General features: G+C 71.2%; 23 protein-coding genes. 6 read left to right on the top strand and 17 right to left on the bottom strand.

What is annotated here, in order from left to right:
- Positions 1 to 63: 63 nt before the first annotated feature.
- The 5 genes from ACFYOY_RS17880 to afsQ1 form a co-directional block, all read right to left on the bottom strand.
- A complete protein-coding gene (locus ACFYOY_RS17880; protein WP_014061318.1) occupies positions 64 to 267 on the bottom strand; it encodes a PspC domain-containing protein in 204 nt (67 codons plus the stop codon).
- Between the two features lie 60 nt (positions 268 to 327).
- Positions 328 to 903: a VanZ family protein gene (locus ACFYOY_RS17885; RefSeq protein WP_351881104.1), complete on the bottom strand. Its 576-nt coding sequence runs from the start codon at positions 901 to 903 to the stop codon at positions 328 to 330.
- 113 nt (positions 904 to 1,016) lie between these two features.
- Positions 1,017 to 1,631 carry a hypothetical protein gene (locus tag ACFYOY_RS17890; RefSeq protein ID WP_351881102.1) on the bottom strand — a complete coding sequence of 205 codons (615 nt, stop codon included), beginning with the start codon at positions 1,629 to 1,631 and terminating at the stop codon, positions 1,017 to 1,019.
- Positions 1,628 to 3,199, bottom strand: coding sequence for a HAMP domain-containing sensor histidine kinase (locus ACFYOY_RS17895; RefSeq protein WP_351882232.1), 1,572 nt, complete (start codon positions 3,197 to 3,199; stop codon positions 1,628 to 1,630). The genes ACFYOY_RS17890 and ACFYOY_RS17895 overlap by 4 nt, the downstream gene beginning before the upstream one ends.
- A gap of 217 nt (positions 3,200 to 3,416) precedes the next feature.
- Positions 3,417 to 4,091: a two-component system response regulator AfsQ1 gene (gene afsQ1 / locus ACFYOY_RS17900; protein ID WP_174887374.1), complete on the bottom strand. Its 675-nt coding sequence runs from the start codon at positions 4,089 to 4,091 to the stop codon at positions 3,417 to 3,419.
- 244 nt (positions 4,092 to 4,335) lie between these two features.
- On the opposite strand from afsQ1, the gene ACFYOY_RS17905 reads away from it, so the two are divergent.
- Together ACFYOY_RS17905 and ACFYOY_RS17910 are read left to right on the top strand one after the other, a co-directional pair.
- The gene (locus ACFYOY_RS17905) at positions 4,336 to 5,109 is read left to right on the top strand and encodes a hypothetical protein (RefSeq protein WP_388587943.1); all 774 of its coding nucleotides are present in this window, start codon (positions 4,336 to 4,338) and stop codon (positions 5,107 to 5,109) included.
- A gap of 156 nt (positions 5,110 to 5,265) precedes the next feature.
- Positions 5,266 to 6,048, top strand: coding sequence for a SigE family RNA polymerase sigma factor (locus ACFYOY_RS17910; protein ID WP_351881098.1), 783 nt, complete (start codon positions 5,266 to 5,268; stop codon positions 6,046 to 6,048).
- Between the two features lie 155 nt (positions 6,049 to 6,203).
- Here the strand turns inward: ACFYOY_RS17910 and ACFYOY_RS17915 are convergent, their stop codons facing one another.
- The 7 genes from ACFYOY_RS17915 to deoC form a co-directional block, all read right to left on the bottom strand.
- Positions 6,204 to 6,845, bottom strand: coding sequence for an ATP-binding protein (locus tag ACFYOY_RS17915; protein WP_351881095.1), 642 nt, complete (start codon positions 6,843 to 6,845; stop codon positions 6,204 to 6,206).
- A 118-nt stretch (positions 6,846 to 6,963) separates the two neighbouring features.
- Positions 6,964 to 8,316: an MFS transporter gene (locus ACFYOY_RS17920; RefSeq protein ID WP_351881092.1), complete on the bottom strand. Its 1,353-nt coding sequence runs from the start codon at positions 8,314 to 8,316 to the stop codon at positions 6,964 to 6,966.
- A gap of 76 nt (positions 8,317 to 8,392) precedes the next feature.
- On the bottom strand, positions 8,393 to 9,313 hold the full coding sequence (locus tag ACFYOY_RS17925; RefSeq protein WP_351881089.1) for an amidohydrolase family protein: 921 nt from the start codon (positions 9,311 to 9,313) through the stop codon (positions 8,393 to 8,395).
- A 124-nt stretch (positions 9,314 to 9,437) separates the two neighbouring features.
- On the bottom strand, positions 9,438 to 10,463 hold the full coding sequence (locus ACFYOY_RS17930; RefSeq protein ID WP_351881086.1) for an amidohydrolase family protein: 1,026 nt from the start codon (positions 10,461 to 10,463) through the stop codon (positions 9,438 to 9,440).
- Positions 10,464 to 10,607: 144 nt separating this feature from the next.
- The gene (locus ACFYOY_RS17935) at positions 10,608 to 11,471 is read right to left on the bottom strand and encodes an aldehyde dehydrogenase family protein (RefSeq protein ID WP_351881083.1); all 864 of its coding nucleotides are present in this window, start codon (positions 11,469 to 11,471) and stop codon (positions 10,608 to 10,610) included.
- Positions 11,464 to 12,897, bottom strand: coding sequence for an aldehyde dehydrogenase family protein (locus ACFYOY_RS17940; RefSeq protein WP_388587949.1), 1,434 nt, complete (start codon positions 12,895 to 12,897; stop codon positions 11,464 to 11,466). The genes ACFYOY_RS17935 and ACFYOY_RS17940 overlap by 8 nt, the downstream gene beginning before the upstream one ends.
- A 6-nt stretch (positions 12,898 to 12,903) precedes the next feature.
- The gene (gene deoC, locus ACFYOY_RS17945) at positions 12,904 to 13,899 is read right to left on the bottom strand and encodes a deoxyribose-phosphate aldolase (RefSeq protein WP_351882230.1); all 996 of its coding nucleotides are present in this window, start codon (positions 13,897 to 13,899) and stop codon (positions 12,904 to 12,906) included.
- Between the two features lie 125 nt (positions 13,900 to 14,024).
- Between deoC and ACFYOY_RS17950 the strand changes: the two genes are divergently transcribed.
- A complete protein-coding gene (locus ACFYOY_RS17950) occupies positions 14,025 to 14,684 on the top strand; it encodes a PH domain-containing protein (protein WP_351881077.1) in 660 nt (219 codons plus the stop codon).
- A gap of 507 nt (positions 14,685 to 15,191) precedes the next feature.
- Here ACFYOY_RS17950 and ACFYOY_RS17955 read toward each other — a convergent pair.
- The 3 genes from ACFYOY_RS17955 to ACFYOY_RS17965 all read right to left on the bottom strand — a co-directional run bounded on the left by ACFYOY_RS17955 (position 15,192) and on the right by ACFYOY_RS17965 (position 19,137).
- Positions 15,192 to 16,889 (bottom strand): phospho-sugar mutase, encoded by a 1,698-nt coding sequence (locus tag ACFYOY_RS17955; protein ID WP_388587952.1) that lies wholly within the window; start codon positions 16,887 to 16,889, stop codon positions 15,192 to 15,194.
- Positions 16,890 to 17,724: 835 nt separating this feature from the next.
- Complete coding sequence (locus ACFYOY_RS17960; RefSeq protein ID WP_043237321.1) at positions 17,725 to 18,549, bottom strand: purine-nucleoside phosphorylase; 825 nt, start codon at positions 18,547 to 18,549, stop codon at positions 17,725 to 17,727.
- A gap of 150 nt (positions 18,550 to 18,699) precedes the next feature.
- Positions 18,700 to 19,137: a gamma-glutamylcyclotransferase gene (locus ACFYOY_RS17965; RefSeq protein WP_014061302.1), complete on the bottom strand. Its 438-nt coding sequence runs from the start codon at positions 19,135 to 19,137 to the stop codon at positions 18,700 to 18,702.
- A gap of 111 nt (positions 19,138 to 19,248) precedes the next feature.
- Between ACFYOY_RS17965 and ACFYOY_RS17970 the strand changes: the two genes are divergently transcribed.
- Together ACFYOY_RS17970 and ACFYOY_RS17975 are read left to right on the top strand one after the other, a co-directional pair.
- Entirely contained in the window at positions 19,249 to 20,697 is a 1,449-nt protein-coding gene (locus tag ACFYOY_RS17970; RefSeq protein ID WP_351881070.1) for an NAD(P)H-quinone dehydrogenase, read from the top strand.
- Positions 20,698 to 20,834: 137 nt separating this feature from the next.
- Positions 20,835 to 21,815 (top strand): DeoR/GlpR family DNA-binding transcription regulator, encoded by a 981-nt coding sequence (locus ACFYOY_RS17975; RefSeq protein WP_388587956.1) that lies wholly within the window; start codon positions 20,835 to 20,837, stop codon positions 21,813 to 21,815.
- A 19-nt stretch (positions 21,816 to 21,834) separates the two neighbouring features.
- Here the strand turns inward: ACFYOY_RS17975 and ACFYOY_RS17980 are convergent, their stop codons facing one another.
- On the bottom strand, positions 21,835 to 22,428 hold the full coding sequence (locus tag ACFYOY_RS17980; RefSeq protein WP_351881067.1) for a helix-turn-helix domain-containing protein: 594 nt from the start codon (positions 22,426 to 22,428) through the stop codon (positions 21,835 to 21,837).
- Positions 22,429 to 22,575: 147 nt separating this feature from the next.
- Between ACFYOY_RS17980 and ACFYOY_RS17985 the strand changes: the two genes are divergently transcribed.
- The gene (locus tag ACFYOY_RS17985) at positions 22,576 to 23,754 is read left to right on the top strand and encodes an alpha/beta hydrolase-fold protein (RefSeq protein ID WP_351881064.1); all 1,179 of its coding nucleotides are present in this window, start codon (positions 22,576 to 22,578) and stop codon (positions 23,752 to 23,754) included.
- A gap of 113 nt (positions 23,755 to 23,867) precedes the next feature.
- Here the strand turns inward: ACFYOY_RS17985 and ACFYOY_RS17990 are convergent.
- The coding region (locus ACFYOY_RS17990) for a biotin/lipoyl-containing protein (protein ID WP_388587960.1) at positions 23,868 to 25,007 on the bottom strand (1,140 nt) is incomplete at its 5' end.

Consider the following 25,007-nt stretch of genomic DNA (forward strand, 5'->3'; position numbering starts at 1 on the left):
TGCGGCCCGGCCGTTCCGTATGCCAGGGTCACGCCGCTACGCCGTGACGCCGGCCGAGCCGGGTCACCACGCCTCGCGGTAGGCGTCCTCCGCCGGAAGCAGGAACCACAGCGCGAGATAGAGCAGGAACTGCGGCCCCGGCAGCAGACACGAGACCACGAAGAGCACCCGCATCGTCGTCGGGGTGGTCCCGAAGCGCCGGGCGAGACCCGCGCAGACACCGGCGATCTTCTTCTCGTGGCGGGGGCGGACCAGCGGTGCGCTCATGATGGGACTCCTCCTCGTCGAGTGGGCTCGGGAAGAGCCAAGTTCCCGATGTCCTCAACGCTATGTCCGCGTGCTGGAGGAGACGTCGCTCCACGGTGCGATCCCGACCCTGGGAATCGTCGGGGTCGGGGCCTGGGCGCCGTCGTCCCGGGGGAGGGGCGCGGCCCGGCCCCGGTCAGCCCGACGGCGGAGCCACGTCCGGACGGCGGGGACCACCAGTACATGCGCGAGGGCGACACCGACGGTGTTCAGCAGCACCGCGTCCACGTTCATGATCTGCCCGGTCACCTCGCTGCGCAGCAGCGCCACCCCCAGGGCCGCCATCGCCCCGCTGAAGGCCGTACGGGCCAGTGAGGCCAGCGGATACGCCTCCACCCGGCCCCCGGCCAGCGGCAGCAGCACCCCCAGCGGCGCGAGCAGCAGCAGCCCGCCTCCGATGGAACGGGCGGCCTCCCAGGGGCTGAGGGCCAGATCGGCGCGGATGGTGGCCAGCGGTTCGAGGGTAGCGGCGGACACCCAGGGCACGTTCGTCGGTCGCAGGGTCAGCCAGCAGACGAGCGCGAGATGTGCGACGAGGAGGACGAAGCCCGCGACGCGGTAGCGAAAGGCGGCCCTGCGGCCGAAGGGACCCTGCACGAAAATCAGGACGCCGCCCGCGGGGGTCGTGGTTCCGCCCGCACCCCGCTGGTCAGCACCTTGTTACCGACAAGTCGCCGACCTGGGACGAGGCGGTACCGGCAGGTAACGAATCAGGAGACCAGGACCCCGGAGTTGACCGCGATCATGGGGTTGCGGCGCATCTCCTCGGTGCACCGGTACGCCTTCAGCGGATCCCGCTGGCTGTCCGGGCCGCCGAGCACCACCTTGCCGTCATCCCCGGCCACCGGGGTGTCCGCGAGAGTGCAGACGATCTGTGCGAGCGCCAGGGACTGGATCTCCTCCGGCGGCCGGCTCAGCCGCAGCGCGCTGTCCGGGTCGTCCTTGGCCGGACCGGAGATCTCCACCCAGTCCTCGACCGCCGTGGAGAACCCGGCCGCCGCCTCGGCCGCCGTCGGCGGCAGCCGCAGCTGCTCCAGCAGCGCCTGGGCCACCCGCACCGGCTCCTGGGACGTCTTCTCGTCGCCCAGCCGGGTGGTCCGGCTCACCGACAGGACCCGCGAGGAGCACAGCAGATAGATCCGTGCGGAGACCCGGCTCATCCCCTCGGCGGCCCGCTCCGACTCGGGCGCCCGGCAGGACGCCCGCGAGGGCGCGGCCCCGGCGTCCACCGGCACCGAGGTGCCGCGTATCCCGCAGCCGGACGCCAGCAGTGCGACCGCGCCGGCCAGCAGAAGAGCGGCCGACCGGCTCCACCGCGCGCTCATGGCCTGCCCTCCTCGTTCCGGCCCGTGCCCTTGGCCGAATTCCTGCCCTTGCCCCAGGTCCTGCCCTTGCCCCTGGCCTTGCCTCCGTCGCCGCGCTCGCCCTCGGCGGCGCCCTCGCGGTCGCGATCGTCGAGCTCGTCCTCGGTCTCGTCGGAGGCGATCCGGGAGGCGTCCATCGGCAGCCGCAACGTGAAGACGGCCCCGCCCTCCGGGGAGTTCGCGGCGCTGATGTCGCCGCCGTGGATATGCGCGTTCTCCATCGCGATCGACAGCCCGAGCCCGCTGCCCTCCGAGCGCGGGCGGGACGCGCTCGCCTTGTAGAAGCGGTCGAAGACATGCGGCAGCACATCCTCGGGGATGCCGGGACCGTGGTCCCGGACCTTGATCAGCAGCTCATCGCCGTCGGTACGCACCGAAACCCGCACCGGCGAGCCGCCGTGCTTGAGCGCGTTCCCGATCAGATTCGCCAGGATCACATCCAGCCGCCGCGGATCCAGCCGGGCCACGATCCCGCGCGCCGCGTCCAGCTCCACCGCGTCCAGCCAGGCGCGGGCGTCGATGCACGCCGTCACCTGGTCGGCGACATCGACATCGTCGAGCACCAGCCGGGCCGTGCCCGCGTCGAAGCGGGTCACCTCCATCAGGTTCTCCACCAGGTCGTTCAGCCGCCGGGTCTCGCTCACCACCAGCTGCACCGCCGGAGCGATCATCGGGTCGAGCGAATCGGCCTCCTCCTCCAGCACCTCCGAGACGGCCGTGATCGCGGTGAGCGGGGTCCGCAGCTCATGCGACATGTCCGCGACGAAGCGCCGGCTGGACGCCTCCCGCGCGGACAGCTCCGCCACCCGCTTCTGCAGCCGCTCCGCGGCCCGGTTGAAGGTGTGGGAGAGATTGGCCAGCTCATCGGAGCCCGAGACCTGCAGCCGAGTGTCCAGATGCCCCTCGCCCAGCCGGTACGCCGCCTCCCCTAGCCGCTGCACCGGCCGCAGCACCGTGGCCGCGGCGGCCTGCGCCAGCAGCGCGGCGCCGATCAGCGCGAGGCCGGTGGCGATCCCCAGCGACCAGGCCAGCGAGTTCAGATCCTGACGCTCGGTGTCCAGGGACTTGAGCATGTAGCCGGTCGGCCCGCCGCCGTTCACCTTGGCCCCGCCGACCAGATACGGGGTGCCGTCCAGCGTGATCCGCTGCCAGTAGAGGTGGTACGGGGAAGTGTTCCCCTTGCCCACCGGGCGCTTCTGGTCCACCGCGCGCCGCAGGGACGCGGGCACGGCGTCGAGGGTAAACAGATCCTTGCCCGAGGCCGCCGGACAGCTTTCGGCGTCCCGGGTCCGGGTGATCAGCAGCACCTCGTACTTCTGGGTGTTGTCCGCCATACGACCCGCCGCGTCCCGCAGTTCGGAACAGGTCGGGACGGAGGGCAGCGGGTCGGTGTCGTCCTTCAGCGATTTACGGAACTCGTCCAGCGCCGCGTCCTGGGTACGGGTCAGCACCGCGTCACGGTTCAGCCAGTACGCGATGGCCGACGCGGACACGGCGGCGGTCAGCGCCACCAGGCCGAAGACCAGCATCAGCCGCAGCCGGAGGCTGAACCACCGCAAGAGCCCCGCGGCCCAGCCCCGGGCCCGACCGGGCTCATCGCTCACTGCGCTCAATTCCGTACTTCTCCGCCCCCGCGCGCACCACGCATCGTTCCCGCTGTGCCGGTTTGTTCGCTTCTCCGCCCGTGCGGCGAGGGTGCGGGCATCGTCGTCGGCTGCGGGCCGGTGGCCGCACGTGCGTCGCTCACTATGGAGCGTCCAGCCGGTATCCGACCCCGCGCACCGTACGGATCAGCGTCGGCGACGACGGGACGTCCTCCACCTTCGCGCGCAGGCGCTGTACGCATGCGTCGACCAGCCGCGAGTCCCCGAGGTAGTCGTGCTCCCACACCAGCCGCAGCAGCTGCTGCCGGGACAGCGCCTGCCCCGGCCGACGGCTGAGCTCCAGCAGAAGCCGCAGCTCGGTGGGGGTGAGCTGCAGGTCCTCGCCGTTCTTGGTGACCGTCATGGCCGCGCGGTCGATCAGCAGACTGCCGAAGGCCGCGGAATCATTGGCCTCCCGCTCGCCCCGCCGCAGCACCGCGCGGATCCGGGCGTCCAGCACCCGGCCCTGGACGGGTTTGACCACATAGTCGTCGGCGCCGGACTCCAGGCCCACGACGACGTCGATGTCATCGCTGCGCGCGGTCAGCAGGATGATCGGCAACTGGTCGGTACGGCGGATCCGGCGGCACACCTCGAAGCCGTCGATCCCGGGCAGCATCACATCGAGCACGATCAGATCCGGCCGCTGCTCGCGCAGCAGTTTCAGGCCGTCCTCGCCCGTCGCCGCGGTCGCCACACGGTGGCCCTGGCGGGACAGAGAGAGTTCGAGGGCCGTGCGGATGGCGTCGTCGTCCTCGATCAGCAACAGGAAAGGCACGTTGGTCATTCTGGCCTACAAGGGGCCTGTAGTTCGACCGTCAGGGGAAGGGAGCTGCTGCTGGACTGTCCCCGAGCGTGACTGGGCGAGTACGAGTGAGCATCGGCTCCCTTGGCTTCCGGGTCTGAGCGCGACGGGGCTGCCGCGGTCGGAAGGGAAGTTCGTATGTCGCATGGGCGACCTTCGCGGGCGTGGCTCGTTGAGTGCGGCGACAGGATCTCCGGCGGCGCGACAAGGGGGGCGCGTGGGCGAGCAGCGCAAGATGACGGCGCCGTTCGTGGTGCCCGGCCCGGCTGGGGTGGCGGTCCGGGACCGACTGATGAACGACGACCACCTCGCCGCCTGGCACCTCGATGTGCACGGCAATCCGGTCGGCGGACCCCGGCACTTCTCCTACGACCTGTTGGGTTCGGCCGCGCATCGGGACGCGCAGATCCGCCATGCACTCACGCGGCTGCTGCGCTACACCCGCCGGAGCGGAGCCGCCGCGATAGCCATCGAGGACCTCGACTTCGCTGACGGACGCAGCCGTGAGCGGTACGGCCGCAACAAGCGTTTCCGGCGCCTGATCTCCCGGTTCCCCACCGCGAAGGTGAAGGCACGGCCGGTGTCGATGGCCGCCGAGCAGAGCATCGCCCTCGTCACGGTGGATCCGGCCTGTACCTCCCGGTGGGCAGCTCAGCACTGGCAGCGGCCGCTGACCACTCCCGCCCGCAAGACCACTCGCCACGATGCGGCAGCCGTGGCGATCAAAAGGCGCGCCCTCGGGCATTCGATCCGGCGACGGACGGCATCGCCCCCCCACGCCCAGAGAGATCGTGTGGGGCATCGGACCGTCCAGGCCCGACCGGCGGCCCAGCGGCGTGAGGGAACCCGCCTCAGCATCCCTGGACCGCGATCACGAGTCGTGCCGCCCGGATGCGGAGTCGACGCGGATGACCAGCGTGCCCAACACCGTTCGGCGCACGCGGCCGAGCAACACCCCTGGCAACAGGGTTCACTGCCGCTCAGTCCTTAGGAACGGTTTATCGGTCCGATCGCCTGTGACGAGCCTGTGACAGTCGACAGACAGCCCCATGAAACTGACCCGGCAAAGTCTTCTGTGCACCGGGCGGAACGCCACCGGCCGGGGCAGCCAGCAGACCGATCAGGCTCCACCGACGGGGGGCGCGAAATGAGCACACTGCACTTCACGAACACCAGCGCAGTTCGCACGCGCCTCCACGACACCGGCCGGGGCAACGAGAAGTCCGGTGCCGTGAGCGGGCGGGGGTGCGCTCGCGGCGCCGGGCGTCAGCGGCCTCCTTACATGGTGGCCATTGACGCGATCACGGGGGAGAAGGAGGCCGGTCACGGCCTCGGGGGGGACAACGGGGGACCGGGGGGACACGGGGGAAGCTCGTACAGGGAGGCAGAGGGGGAGCGGCGCATCACGTCGGAGGCGGAGTTCACCGCCTATGTCCAGGAGCGCCGCGCCTCCCTGTACGCAACCGCCTACCACCTGACCGGTGACCGCTTCGAGGCCGAGGACCTGCTGCAGAGCGCGCTGTTCTCGACTTACCGGGCCTGGGACCGGATCAGTGACAAGGCGGCGGTCGGCGGCTATCTGCGCCGCACCATGACCAATCTGCACATCAGCGCCTGGCGTCGGCGCAAGCTCAACGAATACCCGACGGAGGAGCTGCCGGAGACGGTGGGCGACCATGACGCGATGCGCGGCACCGAGCTGCGCGCCGTGCTGTGGCAGGCCCTGGCCCGGCTGCCCGAGCTGCAGCGCACGATGCTGGTGCTGCGCTACTACGAGGGCCGGACGGATCCGGAAATCGCGGACATCCTGAACATCAGTGTCGGAACGGTCAAAAGCAGCATCTGGCGCTCGCTGCGCCGGCTGCGCGAGGACGAGACCCTCAGCTTCGGCCGTGACGAGGAGGAGTCCTTCGGCGAACTGGTCGCCTGACGGCGGCGGGACGACCGAAGGCGGGGGGAAATCGGGGGAACACGGGGGAAACGGGAGGGGAACAAGAAATCGGGGGAGTACGGGGGAAACAGGCGCGAGGCCGGACATCCGAGGGGGATTGTCCGGCCTCGCGCCTTTTCTCACGCCCTTTTTCGCTATACGGACGCCTTCTGGCCGGAGGCGGGGACCCGCCCTCCCGCCGTCGCGGCCGCTATCCGGCCCATCGCCGTGCCCTTGCCGCACGCGTAGGCGCCCAGCGCCGTCTGCCGTGCCACGATCCCGCGCTCCGCGCGCATCAGCCGCCAGCCACGCCGCAGCAGATAGCCCGCGGGCTTACGGCCCTCCCGCAGATCGCGCAGCAGCCTGCGCCGGAAGGTGGTGGACGGACGGCCGCGCAGACAGAGCGCGTCCGCGAGCACCCCGAGATCGGCACAGCGCCCGATGATGTCGGCGGCGAAGATCCCCTCGGCGATGAACAGCGGCGCCCGCCCGATGTCCAGCGTCTCCTCGCCGACGCGGGAGCTGGTGGCGATGTCGTACAGCGGCACGGTCGTCCGTGACGTACGGCAGAGCGTCTCGATCGCCGCGATCGCCGCGTCCGCGTCCCAGGAGCGTGGCGAGTCCCAGTCTGCGCCCCCGCCGTCGGCGAGTTGGGGGAGCGTCGGGTCGCCGCCCTCCTTGTAGAAGTCGTCGAGGTTGAGCACGGGCAGCCCGGTGCGGGCGGCGAGGGAGGACTTTCCCGAGCCCGAGGGGCCGGTGAGCAGGACGACGCGGGCGGAAGGCGGTTGGCTGGTCACGGAAGACCAGTGTGGCGCATCCTTTCGCCCATGTGACCCGCGCGTGACCGACGACGTGATGCCCGGCGTCGCCGTGTCACCACGTCGCCACGTCACCGCCCACGTGCCTCCGCCCCCGTCACACGACCGCGCGTGGCCGTTCCGCCGCCGCCGTACGGGCCGGGCGGGTCCGGGGGCCGAAGACCGCCAGGATGAGGGCGCCCAGGAGCCAGGTGCCGGCGATGAAGTAGAAGACGCTCTGATAGCCGGTGCGGTGGTAGAGGGCCGCGATGATCAGCGGTCCGGCGGCGTTGGAGAGACGGCCGAGCCCGTAGGAGACGCCCGTGCCCAGCGAGCGGCCGCGGGTGTCGAACAGCTCGGGGGAGTAGGCGTACCCCAGGGCCGTGTAGCCGCGCTCGAAGAGGTTCACCAGGAAGCCGAAGACCACGATCAGGACCGGGTTGAAGGTCAGTCCGTACAGCAGACCGCACAGGGCGATCACCGTGCCGAAGGCCACCAGACACCATTTGCGCTCGAACCGGTCGGTGACCAGGGAGGCCAGGAACGAGCCGAGCGGAGCGCCCACAGTGGTGAGCGCCACATAGAAGACCGACTTCTCGACGCTGAAGCCCTCCTTGGCCAGCAGGGTGGGTGCCCAGCTCGAGTAGCCGAAGAAGCCGATGGTCTGGGTCACCCACAGGACCGTGAGCAGCAGGGTCGGCCCGAGGTAGCGCTTCCGCAGGAGGAGGCGGGGCGACGCCTTGGCGGGCCGGGTCTCGTCGATCGGCGGCGCGGGCTCGGGGAGTGGGCCCTTCTCGGTGGCGACGCGGGCCTCGATCCCGGTGAGGATCGCCTCCGCCGCGTCGTACTCGCCTCTGCTCTCGTGCCAGCGGGGGGACTCCTCCAGGTGCCGGGTGAAGAGGACGAAGAGGATGCCGAGGGCGCCCCAGAGATAGACCAGCCGCCATGACCAGTCGCTGAGCGGTACGACGGCGCTGGCGATGAGGTTGGTGGCCGGGGTGCCGCAGATGCCGATGACGATCGCGTACGCCTGGAACTTGCCGCGTACGGCCGCCGGATACATCTCGTTGACGTAGATGACCGCAACGACGGTCATCGCCGACAGCCCGGCCGAGGTCAGCACCCGGAACACGCTCAGTGAGGCGAGGTCCCAGGAGAAGGCCGAGGCCAGGGAGAAGACCCCGAAACACAGCGTGGTGTGGATCAGCGCCTTCTTGCGGCCCCAGCGGTCGGCGAGGGTGCTCGCGACCACGGAGCCGATGAACATGCCGACGAACGACAGCGAGGTGACGTAGGCGATCTGGTCGACCGTGATGCCCCAGAGGTCGATGAGCTGGGGAGCGGTGGTGGCGAAGGTGTTGATGTCCGCGAACTCGAAGAAGTAGGCGAAGGAGACGGCCAGCAAAGTGATCTTGTGAAACCGGGAGATGGGGAGTCTGTTCAGCCGGTTCACCGCATTGGAGTGCTGCATGGGCGGCCCTTGTCGAAGAGGCGGGGAGGAGGAGGCGGGAAGGGGAGGGGGTCGGGTCTCGGCGGGCGGATCGGGGTCAGGCGCCTTCGCCGGGCCAGTAGAGCCTCATGGGGTTGTCGACCAGCAGCTTCCGCCGCTGCTCGGCGGTGACCGCCACCTGGGGCACGTAGTCGACCAGCAGCCCGTCGTCGGGCATATGGCCGGTGAGGTTGGGATGCGGCCAGTCCGTGCCCCACAGCACCCGGTCGGGGAACTCCTCGATCACGCGGCGGGCGAAGGGCACGACATCGGTGTACGGGTGCCGCTCCGCGTTCAGGGCCGGGGGCCCGGTGACGCTGAGGCGCTCGGGGCAGGTGACCTTCACCCACACCTCGTCGCGTTCGGCAAACCTCAGGAAGCGGGTGAAATCGGGTCCCGCGGCCGGTGCGGTCACATCGGGGCGTCCCATGTGGTCCACGACGAGGGGGGTGGGCAGGGAGCTGAAGAAACGTTCCAGCTCGGGCAGGTCGGCGCTTTCGAAGTAGAGGACGACATGCCAGCCGAGCGGGGCGATCCGCTTCGCGAGGGTGGCCAGATCGTGCTGGGGCGCGGCGTCGGCCAGGCGTCGCAGAAAGGTGAAGCGCACCCCGCGCACCCCCGCCGCGTCCAGCCGGCGCAGCTCGGCGTCGGTGACATCCGGGCGTACGGTCGCGATACCGCGCGCCCGGCCGCCGGACGCCTGGACGGCGTCGACCATGGCGCTGTTGTCCGCGCCGTGACAGGTCGCCTGGACGATCACATTGCGGCCGACCCCGAGGTGGTCGCGGAGGGCGAAGAGGTCGTCCTTGCCGCCGTCGCAGGGCGTGTACTTGCGCTCGGGCGCGAAGGGGAAAGCGGCTTGCGGGCCGAAGACGTGGCAATGGGTGTCGACGGTGCCCGGCGGGAGGGCGAAGGCGGGCTGGGACGGGTCGGGGTGCCAGTCCAGCCAGCCCGGGGTCTTGGGGGAGAGCGTGCTCATGAGGGCTCCTCTGGGCGAGTGAGCGGCCCTGCGGTCGTCCTCGTGGGCCGTACGGTCGTCATCGCGGACCGGAGGTCGTCATCAGGGGACCTGTGATCGCGATCGGCGGACCAGGTGGTGGCCATCAGCGGCCCTGCTTTGTCAGCAGGGCGTCCAGGCGAGGGTAGACGGTACGGGCGTTATGTTCGTAGATGCCGGTCAGATCGGCCGCGGAGAGCCCGGCGGCCTCGGCGTAGCGGCGGGTGTCGTCGAAGTGCCGGCCCGTCCGGGGGTCGACATCGCGGACGGCGCCGATCATCTCCGAGGCGAAGAGGATGTTCCGGGCCGGGATGACGTCGAGGAGGAGATCGATGCCGGGCTGGTGGTAGACGCAGGTGTCGAAGAAGACATTGCCCAGGACGTGCTCCTCCAGGGGCGGCTTGCCGAGGGCCATCGCCAGGCCGCGGAACCGGCCCCAGTGATACGGAACGGCGCCGCCGCCATGCGGGATGATCAGGCGCAGGGTGGGGAAGTCGGCGAACAGATCGCCCTGCACCAGCTGCATGAACACCGTCGTATCGGCGTTGAGGTAGTGCGCCCCGGTGGTGTGGAAGGCGGGGTTGACGCTGGTGCTCACATGCACCATCGCCGGGATGTCGTACTCCACCAGCTTTTCGTAGATCGGGTACCAGGAGCGGTCGGTCAGCGGTGGGGCCGTCCAGTGGCCGCCCGAGGGATCGGGGTTGAGGTTGACCGCCACGGCGCCGTACTGCTCCGCGCAGCGGACGAGTTCGGGCACGCAGGTGGCCGGGTCGACGCCCGGCGACTGCGGAAGCATCGCGGCGGGGGCGAAGCGCTCCGGGTAGAGCGCGCTGACGCGGAAGCAGAGCTCGTTGCAGAGGGCCGCCCACTCGGCGGAGGTGTGGAGATCGCCGATGTGGTGGGCCATGAAGGACGCCCGGGGCGAGAAGACCGTCAGGTCGATGCCGCGTTCGTCCATCAGCCGGAGCTGGTTCGGCTCGATGCTGTGGCGCAGCTCGTCGTCGCCGACGCGGAGATCGGCGCGGGAGGGGGTGCGGGCGGGGTCGGTGAGTCCGTTGATCTGCTGGGTGCGCCATGCCTCCAGCGCCGGTGGCGCGGTGGTGTAGTGGCCATGGCAGTCGATGATCATTCGCTGTTCCTTCTCGGCGTGCGGTTCCTCGCAACCTAACTGTCGATGAAATTGTTGACAATATGTGCGACGAAAAAAGACCCCCGCGATGTCCGGGATGCGGACGCCGCGGGGGCGGGGTGACCAAGGCGCGGTGGTGCCGGGCTACACGCCCATCGGATGCCAGACGGTCTTGGTCTCCAGGAAGCCGAGGAGACGGCCGGTGCCGGGGTCGGCCGCCCAATCCACAGGCTGTGGACGAAGGACCCGCTTGAGGTTCTCCGCACTGGCCTTCTCCAGCTCGACCGCGAGCTCCGGGTCCGCGCCGGCGAGGTCGATCGCGTTGACGTCCTGGTGCGCGGCGAGCGGTGCGGCGATCTCGGCGGTGCGGCCGGAGAGGATGTTGACCACGCCGCCGGGGAGGTCGGAGGTGGCCAGCACCTCGGCCAGGGAGAGGGCGGGCAGCGGGGACTTCTCGCTCGCCACCACCACGGCCGTGTTACCGGTGACGATCGCGGGGGCGATCACGGAGACCAGGCCGAGGAAGGACGAGTCCTGGGGCGCGAGGAGCGTGACCACGCCGGTCGGCTCGGGGGAGGAGAGGTTGAAGTACGGCCCGGCGACGGGGTTGGCGGACCCGGCGATCTGGGCCGTCTTGTCCGACCAGCCCGCGTACCAGACCCAGCGGTCGATCGCGGCGTCGACCTGGGCGGTGGCCTTGGCCTTGCTCAGCCCCTCACCGTCGGCGACCTCCGCGACGAACTGGTCGCGGCGGCCCTCCAGCATCTCGGCGACACGGTAGAGGATCTGGCCCCGGTTGTACGCGGTGGCCCCGGACCAGCCGCCGAATGCCTTGCGCGCGGCGACGACCGCGTCCCGGGCGTCCTTGCGGGAGGCCAGGGGGGCGTTGGCGAGCCACTGGCCCTTTGCTGTGGTCACCTCGTACACCCGCCCGCTCTCGGACCGGGGGAACTTGCCCCCGACGAACAGCTTGTAGGTCTTGAGCACGGAGAGTCGGTTGTCAGACATCGAGGTATGCCTCCAGGCCGTGACGGCCGCCCTCGCGGCCGTATCCCGACTCCTTGTAGCCGCCGAACGGGGAGGCCGGGTCGAACTTGTTGAACGTGTTGGACCACACGACGCCCGCCCGGAGCTTGTTCGCCATCCACAGGATGCGCGAACCCTTCTCCGTCCAGATGCCCGCCGAGAGTCCGTACGGCGTGTTGTTGGCCTTGGCCACGGCCTCTTCGGGGGTGCGGAAGGTGAGCACCGACAGCACCGGGCCGAAGATCTCCTCACGGGCGATCCGGTGGGCCTGGGTGACGCCGGTGAAGAGGGTGGGCGCGAACCAGTAGCCGGAGCTGGGCAGTTCGCACTCCGGGGCCCAGCGCTCGGCGCCCTCGGCCTCGCCCGCGTCGGCCAGCGCGCGGATCCGGGCCAGCTGTTCGGCGGAGTTGATGGCGCCGATGTCGGTGTTCTTGTCGAGTGGATCGCCCACCCGCAGGGTGGCCATCCGGCGCTTGAGCGCGTCGAGCAGCTCGTCCTGGACGGACTCCTGGACCAGGAGGCGGGAGCCGGCGCAGCAGACATGGCCCTGGTTGAAGAAGATGCCGCCGATGATGCCCTCGACCGCCTGGTCGATGGGGGCGTCGTCGAAGACGATGTTCGCGGCCTTGCCGCCGAGTTCGAGGGTGACCTTCTTCTTCGTGCCGGCCACCGTACGGGCGATCGCCTTGCCGACCTCGGTGGAGCCGGTGAAGGCCACCTTGTCGATCCCGGGGTGGGCGACCAGCTCGGCGCCGGTCGAGCCGTCGCCGGTGATGATGTTGACCACGCCCTTGGGGAGCCCGGCCTGGCGGCAGATGTCCGCGAAGAACAGGGCGCTCAGGGGCGTCGTCTCGGCGGGCTTGAGGACGACAGTATTGCCGGTGGCGAGTGCCGGGGCGATCTTCCAGGCCAGCATCAGGAGCGGGAAGTTCCAGGGGATGATCTGGCCGGCGACGCCCAGGGGCTTCGGGTCCTGCCCATAGCCCGCGTACGCGAGCTTGTCGGCCCAGCCCGCGTAGTAGAAGAAGTGGGCCGCGACCAGGGGCAGATCGGCGTCGCGCGACTCGCGGATCGGCTTGCCGTTGTCCAGCGACTCCAGGACGGCCAGTTCGCGGGAGCGCTCCTGGATGATGCGCGCGATGCGGAAGAGGTACTTGGCGCGCTCGGTGCCGGGGAGCGCGGACCAAGTCGTGAACGCCTTACGGGCGGCCTTGACGGCGCGGTCCACGTCCTCGGCGCCGGCCTGGGCGACCTCGGAGAGAGCCTCCTCGGAGGAGGGGGAGAGGGTCTTGAAGACCTTGCCGTCGCCCGCCTCGCCGAACTCCCCGTCGATGAACAGGCCGTAGGACGGGGCGATGTCGACGACCGCGCGGGACTCCGGCGCCGGTGCGTACTCGAAAACGGGCATGGCGTATCAGTCCACCGTCACGTAGTCGGGACCGGAGTACCGGCCGGTGCTCAGCTTCTGGCGCTGCATCAGCAGGTCGTTGAGGAGGCTGGAGGCGCCGAAGCGGAACCAATCCGGGGAGAGCCACTCGCCGCCCAGCGTCTCGTTGACCATCACCAGGTACTTGATCGCGTCCTTGGAGGTGCGGATGCCGCCCGCGGGCTTCACGCCCACCTGCACGCCGACCGCGGCGCGGAAGTCGCGGACCGCCTCCAGCAGGACGAGGGTGACGGGCGGGGTCGCGTTGACGGCCACCTTGCCGGTGGAGGTCTTGATGAAGTCCGCACCGGCGAGCATGGCCAGCCAGGAGGCGCGGCGGACGTTGTCGTACGTCTGCAGCTCACCGGTCTCGAAGATGACCTTGAGGTGGGCGGCGGTGCCGTCCTCGCGGACGCAGGCGTCCTTCACCTGCCGGATCTCCTCGAAGACCTCAAGATAGCGGCCGGAGAGGAAGGCGCCGCGGTCGATCACCATGTCGATCTCGTCCGCCCCGGCGGCCACCGCGTCCCGGGTGTCGGCCAGCTTGACCGGCAGCGCGGCCCGGCCGGAGGGGAAGGCGGTGGCGACGGCCGCCACGTGAATGCCGCTGCCCTTCAGGGCCTCCTTGGCGGTGGCCACCATGTCGCCGTAGACGCAGATCGCCGCGACCTGGGGGACGGTGCGGTCGGTGGGATCGGGGTGGATCCCCTTGGCGCACAGGGACCGGACCTTGCCCGGGGTGTCGGCACCCTCCAGGGTCGTCAGGTCGATCATCGAGATCGCCAGGTCGATGGCGTACGCCTTCGCCGTGGTCTTGATCGAGCGGGTGCCGAGGGTCGCGGCACGGGCCTGCAGGCCGACCGCGTCGACGCCCGGCAGGCCGTGCAGGAAGCGGCGCAGGGCGCGGTCGTCGGCGGTCACGTCCGCCATCGACGCGAGTCGCTCCGCGGCCTCTTTGCCGTATGCGGGAACTGTGGTGGGCATGGTCACCAGACGAGCATATCTACGCGCGTAGTCGGATGTCACCCCCGGCCCCGGATTCCGTGCGGACCGGGGCGGGCGATCCCTGGGCGTCCCCCGTCCCGGGAGTGTGGTGCACAATCGGGCGCATGACGAGCCCGGACGACGACTCCGCCCCCGCCGCATCCTCCTCGGTGCCCGAGACCTTCTCGGACCGGGTCTACCGCTCCCCGAGCGGGATCGGAGGCGGAGTGCTGCTGCTCGCGCTCAGCGGCTGGCTGGGCATCGACGCGATGATCCGGGGCGAGGGACGCACGCCGTGGCTGGCGCTGGCCGGTCTGCTGTTCGCGGTGCCGGTGGTGATCGCCTTCACGGTGCGCCCGGCGGTGTACGCGGGGCAGGACCGGCTGCTCGTCCGCAACCCCTTCCGTACGGTCACGCTGCCCTGGGCCTCGGTCGAGGGGCTGCGCGCCGGATACACCAGCGAGGTGCTGGCGGGCGGGGGGACCTACCAGCTCTGGGCGATCCCGGTCTCGCTGCGGCAGCGCAAGCGGGCCGCGAGGCAGCAGGCCAGGGCGGCCTCCGAGGACCCCTTCAGCCGCACGTCGGCCCATGTGTCGGCGAACAAGGCCGGGGAGGACCGGCGGGCCCCCTCCGACGCGGCCATCGGCGACCTGCGAGAAATGGCCGAACTCAACGCCGGGCGCGAAGGCGCCCAGGGGGCGCCCGAGGTCCGGTGGGCCTTCGAGGTCATCGCGCCGACGCTGGCGGGTGCGGTGCTGTTGGTCATCATGCTGGCGATCGGCTGACCGCCGGGCGGACGGGGCGCGGACGGGGCGCGTCCGGAACGTGCTGAGCGGCGCGCGTCCGGAGCGCGGACGAGGCGCGGACGAGCTTGGGCGGGGCGGCCACCACGCTGCGCATCGGCTCTGGTCCGCGCGGGTCGTCCGCGGCGGCCAGGACGCCGTGGACGCCGGTCGCGTCGCCGTCCAGTGGCCGGGCCCACTCTCGGTTACGGCACGGAGAACCGTGCCGCGATGCGTACGGCCGCCGTCGTCGGCCATGACTACCGCGGGTTCCAGCAGTTCGCCACCCTGCCCATCGGCCCGGTCGTCACCGTGACCGGGACCGCGCGGCACCTTCCGCTTCCGCGTCCACGCCCACTACCTGAACCCGGAGCGCGGCGCCCCCGCCCACGGCCTCTACTGGGGCGATCTCACCCTTCAGCCCTGCGTCGGACCCGCTCCCGGGTTCAGCTACCTCAGCCGGATCCGACGCGGCTCCGGCTCCGGCACCGTCATCGATACCGCCACCGATCAGATTCCCGCTGCCGCCGAAAGATCCTTCTTGAGCGCGGCCAGCACGCTGTCCGCCGTGGCGCGGGCCGGGACCAGGGCAACCGCCGCCTGGACGTCGACGACCACCTCCAGGTAGCACTTCAGCTTCGGCTCGGTGCCGCTGGGCCGGACGATCACCCGGGCTGCCCGGACGGTGTCCTTTCCGGCGAGCTGGTAGCGCAGCCCGTCCGTCGGGGGCAGCGTCTCCGTACCTCGTGACAGATCCTCCGCCGAGGTCACGGCGAGCCCCGCCAGCTCGGTGGGCGGCTGTTCGCGCAGCCGCTTCATCGCGGTGCCGATCAGGGAGAGGTCCGTGACGCGGACGGACAGCTGGTCGGTGGCGTGCAGGCCGTGGGCGACCGCGATGTCGTCCAGCAGGTCGGTGACGGTACGGCCCTGCTCCTTCAGCTCGGACGTCAGCTCGGCGACGAGCAGCGCGGCCGTGATGCCGTCCTTGTCGCGTACGCCCGCCGGGTCCACGCAGTAGCCGAGCGCCTCCTCGTACGCGTAGCGCAGCCCGTCCACCCGGGCCAGCCACTTGAAGCCGGTCAGCGTCTCGGCGTACGGGAGCCCGGCGTCCTCCGCGATCCGGGACAGCAGCGACGAGGAGACGATGGTGGTCGCGAAGGAGCCACGGGCGCGCTTGTGGACGAGGTGGGTGGCGAGCAGGGCGCCGACCTCGTCCCCGCGGAGCATCCGCCAGCCGGCGGCGTCCGTGGGGGCCGTGGGATTCGTGATCGTGGGCACGGCGACGGCGCAGCGGTCGGCGTCCGGGTCGTTGGCGATGATGATGTCCGGAGCGACCTTGCGGGCCGTCGCGAAGGCCAGGTCCATCGCCCCCGGCTCCTCCGGGTTGGGGAACGCGACGGTGGGGAACGCCGGATCGGGCTCGGCCTGCTCGGGGACGACCGCGGGCGCCGGGAAACCGGCCCGCGCGAAGGCCGCGGTGAGCGTCTCGCGGCCGACGCCGTGCAGCGGGGTGTAGACGACGCGGGCGTTGCGGGGCGAACCCGGGGTGAGGACGGCGTCCGTACGGGCGAGATACGCGTCGAGGACGTCGTCGTTCAGCGTCTCCCAGCCGCTGTCGGGGCGGGGCACGTCGTTCAGGCTGCGGATGGCGGCGATCTCGGCGGCGATCTCGGCGTCGGCGGGCGGCACGATCTGGGAGCCGTCGCCGAGGTAGACCTTGTAGCCGTTGTCGCGGGGCGGGTTGTGGCTCGCGGTGACCTCGATGCCGGCGATGGCGCCGAGGTGGCGGATGGCGAAGGCGAGGACGGGCGTGGGGAGGGGCCGCGGAAGCACGGCCGCGCGGAATCCGGCGCCGGTCATGACGGCGGCGGTGTCGCGGGCGAAGTCGGCGCTTTTGTAGCGCGCGTCGTATCCGATGACGACGAGCCCTTGATCGTGATGCTTGCGCAGGTACGCGGCGAGCCCTGCGGCGGCGCGGATGACGACGGCGCGGTTCATCCGCGTGGGACCGGCGCCGAGCTCACCACGGAGACCGGCGGTACCGAACTGCAGCATCCCGGAGAACCGGTCGGCGATCTCTTCGAACGCGTCCTCCGCGCCGCCCGTGTTGGCCTGGAGCAGCGTGCTGAGCTCGTCGCGGGTCTCGGGATCGGGATCCTCGGCGAGCCATGCGCGGGCCTGTGCGATGAGGTCGGGCTCCGTGGCCATGGGGGCCTCCTGGGGGTGGTCGTTTGGTGGGTGCGGGTGCGGGTGCGGGTGCGGGTGCGGGTGCGGGTGCGGGTGCGGGGTGCGGTGCGGGTCCGGCTTATACGGGTCCGGCTTGCGGGTGCGGTGCCGGGTGCGGGTGCGTGGGTGGTGCGCCGGGGTGTGTGGTGGGTGCCGGGTGCGGGGCCTCCGGGGCGGCGCCCTGGACCGTATATTTACGGCGCCATTGGCCGGGGGCGCTGAGTTGATCGGGGATTGGCGCCACAAATACACGTAAGCGTCCAGGACACCACCCCTGCGACCCCGCCCCCTCCCGTCTCGTCGGCGACCGCACCCCGGTGGCACGGGCCCCGGCCCGTTTCCGGACCGCCAGGGTGCCGGGTGCGGCCCGTCTCCCGCTCGCTGGTCGGTGTCCGTGTCGTGGTGGCTCGGGTGCCCGGAGGTGCTCGGCCTTGGCCCTCTCCAGCCTCGCGGCAGGGGAGGGACCGCCATCCGGTGATCCGGGGGTGGGCCAGGACCCGTGTGACTTGGGCGCGGTTGCCGACGAAGTGCCCGCCGCCAGGCGGTCCGGAACCGGGGCCGGTGCCACCGGCCGGGAGCCGCGAGACGGCGGGAGGGGGCGGGGTCGCAGGGGTGGTGTCCTGGACGCTTTCGCATATGTGTGGCGCCAACCCCCGGCCCACACCACGCCCCTGGGCCCCGGCGCCGCGCCCCGGCCCGACACAGGGCGCGAGGCGACGCTCTGTTCAGTTGGCTGAGGGGTGAGTACCCGCGCAGCACGCCGTGACGCCGCCGCCACCGCGGCCAGCGCCGGAACAGGGTCGCCCGACCGGCGAGGTCAGATGCGGTCGAGGACCTGCGACAGCAGGCTGCCCATGCGGGAGGCGGAGTCGCGGCCGGCCTGGAGGACCTCCTCGTGGTTGAGGGGCTCGCCGGTCATACCGGCCGCCAGGTTGGTGACCAGGGAGATGCCAAGGACCTCCGCGCCCGCCTCGCGCGCCGCGATGGCCTCCAGGGTGGTGGACATGCCCACCAGGTCGGCGCCCAGGGTGCGGACCATGGTGATCTCCGCCGGGGTCTCGTAGTGCGGCCCGGGGAACTGGGCGTAGACGCCCTCCTCCAGGGTCGGGTCGACCTGCTGACACAGGGCGCGCAGCCGCGGGGAGTAGAGGTCGGTGAGGTCGACGAAGTTCGCGCCCACGATCGGGGAGGTGGCCGTGAGGTTGATGTGGTCGCTGATCAGTACCGGCTGACCGGGGCGCATGCCCTCGCGGAGGCCGCCGCAGCCGTTGGTGAGGATGATGGTCTTGCAGCCGGCGGCGACGGCGGTGCGTACGCCGTGTGCGACGGCGGCGACACCGCGACCCTCGTAGTAATGCGTACGGCCGAGGAAGACCAGCGCCCGCTTGTCGTTGATCCGGTACGAGCGGATCCGGCCCGCGTGGCCCTCGACGGCAGGCGGCGGGAAGCCGGGCAGCTCGGTGACGGGGAACTCGTGCTCGGGCGCCCCGAGGGCGTCGGTGGCGGGGACCCAGCCGGAGCCCAGGACCAGTGCGACGTCGTGGGTCTCCGCGCCGGTCAGCTCGCGCAGGCGGGTGGCGGCGTCGTCGGCGGCGGCGTGGGGGTCGCCCTGGATGTCGTCCCAAGAAACTGATGCGTTCACGCGCACGAGGGTAGCCGGTAACTGCCTACGCGCGTAGACGGACTCCGTGGAGGTATTCGGATCGTTGCATAACCCCTGGACCGACCGGGCCCCCGCGCCGCCCGGGCACACGGCTCGCCCGGAGACACGAACCCACCGGGAACACCGGACTCAGCAGGGGCGCTTCCGCAGCTCCATCACATAGTCGTGCGGCGCGCCCGCGGATTCCGCCGCGTCGGCGATCTCGCCCAGGTAGCGGGCCGAGGGCAGGCCGCCCTCGTAGCCGTTGAGGACGTAGAGCCAGGCGGGTTCGTCGCCGTCCAGGGTGTGGACGCGGATCCGCATCCGGCGGTAGATGTCGAGGCCGACGCCCTCCCAGCGGTCCATGGAGTCCTCGTCCATGGGCGCGATGTCGTAGAGGGCGACGAAGACCTGGGAGCGCGGCGCCTCCACGATGGTGGCCAGGGCGCCTTCCCAGCCCATCTGCTCTCCGCCGAAAGTGAGACGCCAGCCGTTCAGCCAGCCCGTTCCGCGCAGCGGGGAGTGCGGTGCGCGGCGGGACATCAGCCGCGCGTCGAGGTTGCCGGCGTACGCGGCGTAGAGCGACATGGGTCTGAGGGTACGGGAGTGGGGCGGAACGGCCCTCGGGGTGGGAGGTTCGTACGTCAGTCGCCCCCGTGAAACCCCCCGGGCTGAAGTCAGTCGAACCGGTGCGGGACAATGGAGCATGTGACTCGGATCGTGATCATTGGTGGCGGACCCGGCGGCTATGAGGCGGCGCTGGTCGCCGCGCAGCTCGGCTCGGAGGTGACCGTCGTCGATTGCGACGGTCTGGGCGGCGCGTCGGTGCTCACCGACTGCGTGCCGTCGAAGACGTTGATCGCCACCGCCGAGGTGATGACGACCTTCGACTCCTCCTATGAGGAGCTGGGGATCATCGTCGCCGACGACACCCCGCCGATGGAGCAGGCGGCCCGGGTGGTCGGCGTGGATCTCGGCAAGGTCAACCGCCGGGTGAAGCGGCTCGCGCTCGCCCAGTCGCATGACATCACGGCGTCGGTCACGCGGGCCGGCGGCCGGGTCATGCGCGGGCACGGGCGGGTGGAGCCGCAGCAGTCGCTGGACGGCTCGCGGCGGGTGATCGTGCGGGCGGTGGACGGCACCGAGCAGACGCTGGTGGCGGATGCGGTGCTGGTGGCGACCGGTGCCCATCCGAGGGAGATCCCGGACGCGAAGCCGGACGGCGAGCGGATCCTGAACTGGACGCAGGTGTACGACCTCGACGAGCTCCCCAAGGAGCTGATCGTGGTCGGCTCCGGTGTCACGGGTGCGGAGTTCGCGGGCGCGTATCAGGCGCTGGGGTCGAAGGTCACGCTGGTCTCCAGCCGGGACCGGGTGCTGCCGGGCGAGGACCCGGACGCGGCGGCGGTGCTGGAGGACGTCTTCCGGCGCCGGGGGATGAACGTGATGTCCCGCTCGCGCGCGCAGGCCGCCAAGCGGGTCGGGGACCGGGTGGAGGTCACGCTCTCGGACGGGCGGGTCATCTCCGGCACCCACTGTCTGATGGCGGTCGGCTCGATCCCGAACACGGCGGGCATGGGGCTGGAGGAGGCCGGGGTCAAGCTCGCGGAGTCGGGGCACATCCTGACCGACAAGGTGTCCCGCACCAGCGCGCCGGGCATCTACGCGGCCGGTGACTGCACCGGGGTGCTGGCGCTGGCGTCGGTGGCGGCGATGCAGGGCCGGATCGCGATGTACCACTTCCTGGGGGACGCGGTGGCGCCGCTGAACCTGAAGACGGTGTCCGCGAACGTCTTCACCGACCCCGAGATCGCCACGGTCGGCTACTCGCAGGCGGACGTGGACGGCGGGAAGATCGACGCCCGGGTGGTGAAGCTGCCGCTGCTGCGCAATCCGCGGGCGAAGATGCAGGGCATCCGGGACGGCTTCGTCAAGATCTTCTGCCGTCCGGGCACCGGCATCGTGGTCGGCGGTGTGGTGGTCGCGCCGCGGGCGAGCGAGCTGATCCACCCGATTGCGCTGGCGGTCGACAACAACCTGACGGTGGAGCAGATCGCCAAGGCGTTCACGGTCTACCCCTCGCTGTCCGGTTCGATCGCCGAGGTGGCGCGGCAGTTGCACACCCGGAAGACTCAGGAAGAGTCGTAGATCCGGTCCTTATAGCACTTCGTACCTTCAGAGATGTCCAACTTCTGCTAATTGGTGCAAGCTGCTGAAAACAGACGGTCGTTGGCGTTACTGTCAGTTTCGTGTTCGCTGCAGAACGTCGCCAATTGATCCTTGAAATGGTGCGTGCGAACGGAGCGGTGTCGCTCCGGGAGCTCGCCCGCGTCGTCCAGACCTCCGAAGTGACCGTACGGCGTGATGTGCGGGCGCTGGAGGCAGAAGGACTGCTCGACCGCCGGCACGGCGGTGCGGTGCTGCCGGGCGGATTCACCAGGGAGTCCGGCTTCCCGCAGAAATCCCATCTAGCGACCGCGGAGAAGACGGCCATCGCCGATCTCGCGGCCGGTCTCGTCGACGAGGGCGAGGCCGTGGTCGTCGGCGCCGGAACCACCACGCAGGAGCTGGCCCGCCGGCTCGCGCGGGTTCCGGGGCTGACCGTGGTCACCAATTCCCTGCTGGTCGCACAGGCGTTGGCGCATGCCAACCGGGTCGAGGTCGTGATGACCGGCGGCACCCTGCGCGGCTCCAACTACGCCCTGGTCGGCAGCGGCGCCGAGCAGTCCCTGCAGGGGCTGCGGGTCTCGCGCGCCTTCCTGTCCGGCAGCGGGCTGACCGCCGAGCGCGGCCTGTCCACCTCCAACATGCTTTCGGCCAGCGTCGACCGGGCGCTGGTCCAGGCGGCGGCGGAGGTGGTCGTGCTCGCCGACCATACGAAGCTGGGCACCGACACCATGTTCCAGACGGTGCCCACCGATGTGATCACGCGGCTGGTGACCGATGAGCCACCCGCCCATGACGACCGTGCCCTGACCGAGCTCCAGGCCCTCGCGGACCAGGGGGTTCAGATCGCCGTGGCCGGGCCGGGCGCGGGGTCCGGCCCGGCCGGGAGCGGTGAGGGGGGCGGTTCGGCGGGGCGGCAGTCGGGGCGGCTGGGCGCGTCCCAGGGCCGTGGCGGCGGCGAGGAGGGCCTGCCGCTGCCGGGGCCGCGCCGTAACCACCCCCATCCGCCGGGCGGCCCCGGCTCCGCGCAGCTGCGCAGTGCGGTGCCGCTGGCTGAGCAGCCGGGGCGGGTGGCGGATCTGGCGCCGCGCCGTCGCTAGCGAGGGGCGCCGGCGGGTGTCAGCGGGCCTTGAGACCGGTGAAGGCCAGCGCCAGCAGCCGGTCGGCCAACTCCGGGTCGTCCGGGGACTCCTCCACGGCCAGCCCGATCGCGTTGGTGAGCTGCATCAGATCGGCGATGACCACATCGGACCGTACGGCACCGCTCTGCTGGGCGCGGGCGAGCAGTTCACTGCCCGCCTCGCGCAGCGGCAGACCGCAGCCGCGGGACAGTGCCGAGGTCTCGTCTCCCGAGCACGCCATCAGGGCCCGGGAGAGCCCGCGGTAGATGCTCGCGTGGTCGACGATGGCGCGCAGCCAGTCGATCAGCGCCTGACACGGCCGCGGCGCTTTGGCCAGCTCCCGCGACCGCTCCAGCAGGGCGCATATCTCGCCCTGGAAGACCGCGCCCATCAGCGCGGTGCGGTTGGGGAAGTGGCGGTAGAGCGTGCCGATGCCGACGCCCGCGCGGCGTGCGATGTCCTCCAGCGAGGCATCGGTGCCGTGCCGGGTGAAGGCCGTGCGCGCCTCGGCCAGCAGCCGCTCGTAGTTGCGGCGCGCGTCGGCGCGCATGGGGCGCGGTGGCATCTGCGCCGTGGCTGTCTCGATCGCCATCGCGGTCCTCCCTGCCGTGGCTGCCCGTGAGTCAAGCATGCCATTTCGTGACCGGAGGCACGCCCGGGCCAGGCAATGCGGGTATCGCGAACGGCATCAAACAGGGCGCCGGCATCGTGCGTTGCGGTGCGCCGGAGTGGAAGAACGATGGGACTGACCAGCCGCTCACTCGAGTATGTGATGATCGCCCTCGCCGTGGGGTGCGCGGGGCTGACGCTCTGGCTGTGGCCGCGCTTCGCGGGCCGGGGCGTACGGGCCTGGCTGGGCCGGCTGGCCGCCCTCGCGGTGACCCAGTGCGCGATCGTGGCCGCGCTGGCCCTCGCGGTGAACACCACCTTCCAGTTCTACGGGTCCTGGGACGAACTGCTGGGCGGGGACGAGGCGGCACCGGCGGCCCTGTCCCATGTGCAGGGCGGCGCCGCGGAGCCGGTCGGAGCGTCGGGCGGGCTGGTGCGGCCCGCCCCGCCGCAGGGGCTGGACACGGTGCACGGACTGCCGAGCGGGCCCCCCGACAAGGCGGGCAAGGTCGAGTCGGTGCGGATCCTGGGCCGCCGCAGCCAGGTGGCCAACCCGGCGTATGTGTATCTGCCGCCGCAGTACTTCCAGCGCCAGTACGCCCGGCAGCGCTTCCCGGTGATCGTGGCGATCAGCGGCTATCCGGGCGGATCCTTCCTGCTGGCCCAGCATCTGCGGCTGCCCCAGACCGCGGGCGGGCTGATCCGCACCGGGGCGATGCAGCCGGCGGTCATCGTGATGGTGCGGCCCACCATCGCCCCGCCCCGCGACACCGAATGCGTGGACGTCCCCGGCGGCCCGCAGGCCGAGACCTACTTCGCCCAGGACCTGCCCGAGGCGCTGCGGGGGCACTACCGGATCGGCCATGACCCCAGCGCCTGGGGCGTGCTGGGCTACTCCTCGGGCGGCACCTGCGCCCTTGAGCTGACCCTGCGTCATCCGCGCGTCTACAGCGCGGCCGCGGCTCTGTCGCCCGACTACCGCGTGGTCAACGACCCCACCACCGGCGACCTCTTCGGCCCGGGCCCGCAGGGCGAGCGCGGCAAGCGGGAGCACGATCTGCTGTGGCGGCTGCGCCGGCTGCCCCAGCCGCAGGTGTCGGTGCTGGTGTCCTCCAGCCGCCGGGGCGAGCCCAACTACGCCGCCACGCGCGACTTCCTGGCCGCGGTCCGCACGCCGATGAGCGCGCAGTCGATCATCCTCGACCGGGGCAGCCACAACTTCCGCACCTGGCGCCGCGAGCTGCCCACGGCCCTGCGCTGGATGAACGGCCAGTTGACCTTCCCCCAGGACGTGGTGCACGGCCGCTGAGCGGGCGCGGCACGAAGACGGCGGGCCCCGGCCGGAGGATTCCGGTCGGGGCCCGCCGTCATGTGCGGGGGCGGGTCAGCCCTTGATTCCCGCCTCAGTCCTTGATCTGCGCGTCAGTCCTTGATCTCGCAGATGACCGCGCCCGAGGTGATGGACGCGCCGACCTCGGCGGCCAGGCCCTTGACGGTGCCCGCGCGGTGGGCGTTGAGGGGCTGTTCCATCTTCATGGCCTCCAGGACGACGATGAGGTCGCCCTCGGCCACGGTGTCGCCCTCGTTGACGGCGACCTTGACGATGGTGCCCTGCATCGGGGAGGCCAGGGCGTCGCCGGAGGCGGCGGAGCCGGACTTCTTGACCGCCTTGCGCTTCGGCTTCTTCGAGCCGCCGCCCGCCGGGGCGGTGGCCACGCCCAGGGAGGCGGGCAGCGAGACCTCCAGCCGCTTGCCGCCGACCTCGACCACGACGGTCTCACGGGCGGTGGGCTCCTCGTCCTCGTCGGGGCTGACGGGGGCGAATGGGGCGATGGTGTTCTTGAACTCGGTCTCGATCCAGCGGGTGTGGATCGTGAACGGCTCGCTGGTGAAGGCCGGGTCCACCACCACCGCCTGGTGGAACGGGATCGCGGTGGCCATGCCCTCGACCTGGAACTCGGCCAGGGCGCGGGCGGCGCGCTGCAGGGCCTGGGTGCGGGTGGCGCCGGTGACGATCAGCTTGGCCAGCAGCGAGTCCCACGCCGGGCCGATGACGCTGCCGGACTCCACGCCCGCGTCCAGCCGCACACCGGGTCCGGCGGGCGGGACGAAGGAGGTCACCGTGCCCGGGGCGGGCAGGAAGTTGCGGCCCGGGTCCTCACCGTTGATGCGGAACTCGAACGAGTGGCCCCGCATCGGAGGATCGTCGTAGCCGATGGCCTCGCCGTCGGCGATGCGGAACATCTCGCGGACCAGGTCGATGCCGGTGACCTCCTCGGTGACCGGGTGCTCCACCTGCAGCCGGGTGTTGACCTCCAGGAACGAGATGGTGCCGTCGTTGCCGACGAGGAACTCGACGGTGCCGGCGCCCACATAGCCGGCTTCCTTGAGGATGGCTTTGGATGCGGCGTAGAGCTGGTCGTTCTGCTCCTGGGTCAGGAAGGGGGCCGGGGCCTCTTCGACCAGCTTCTGGTGGCGGCGCTGGAGGGAGCAGTCACGGGTGGAGACGACCACGACGTTGCCGTGGGTGTCGGCCAGGCACTGGGTCTCCACATGGCGGGG

Source organism: Streptomyces sp. NPDC007875 (genome assembly GCF_042868035.1).
In the GTDB taxonomy this organism is placed as follows: domain Bacteria; phylum Actinomycetota; class Actinomycetes; order Streptomycetales; family Streptomycetaceae; genus Streptomyces; species Streptomyces antimycoticus.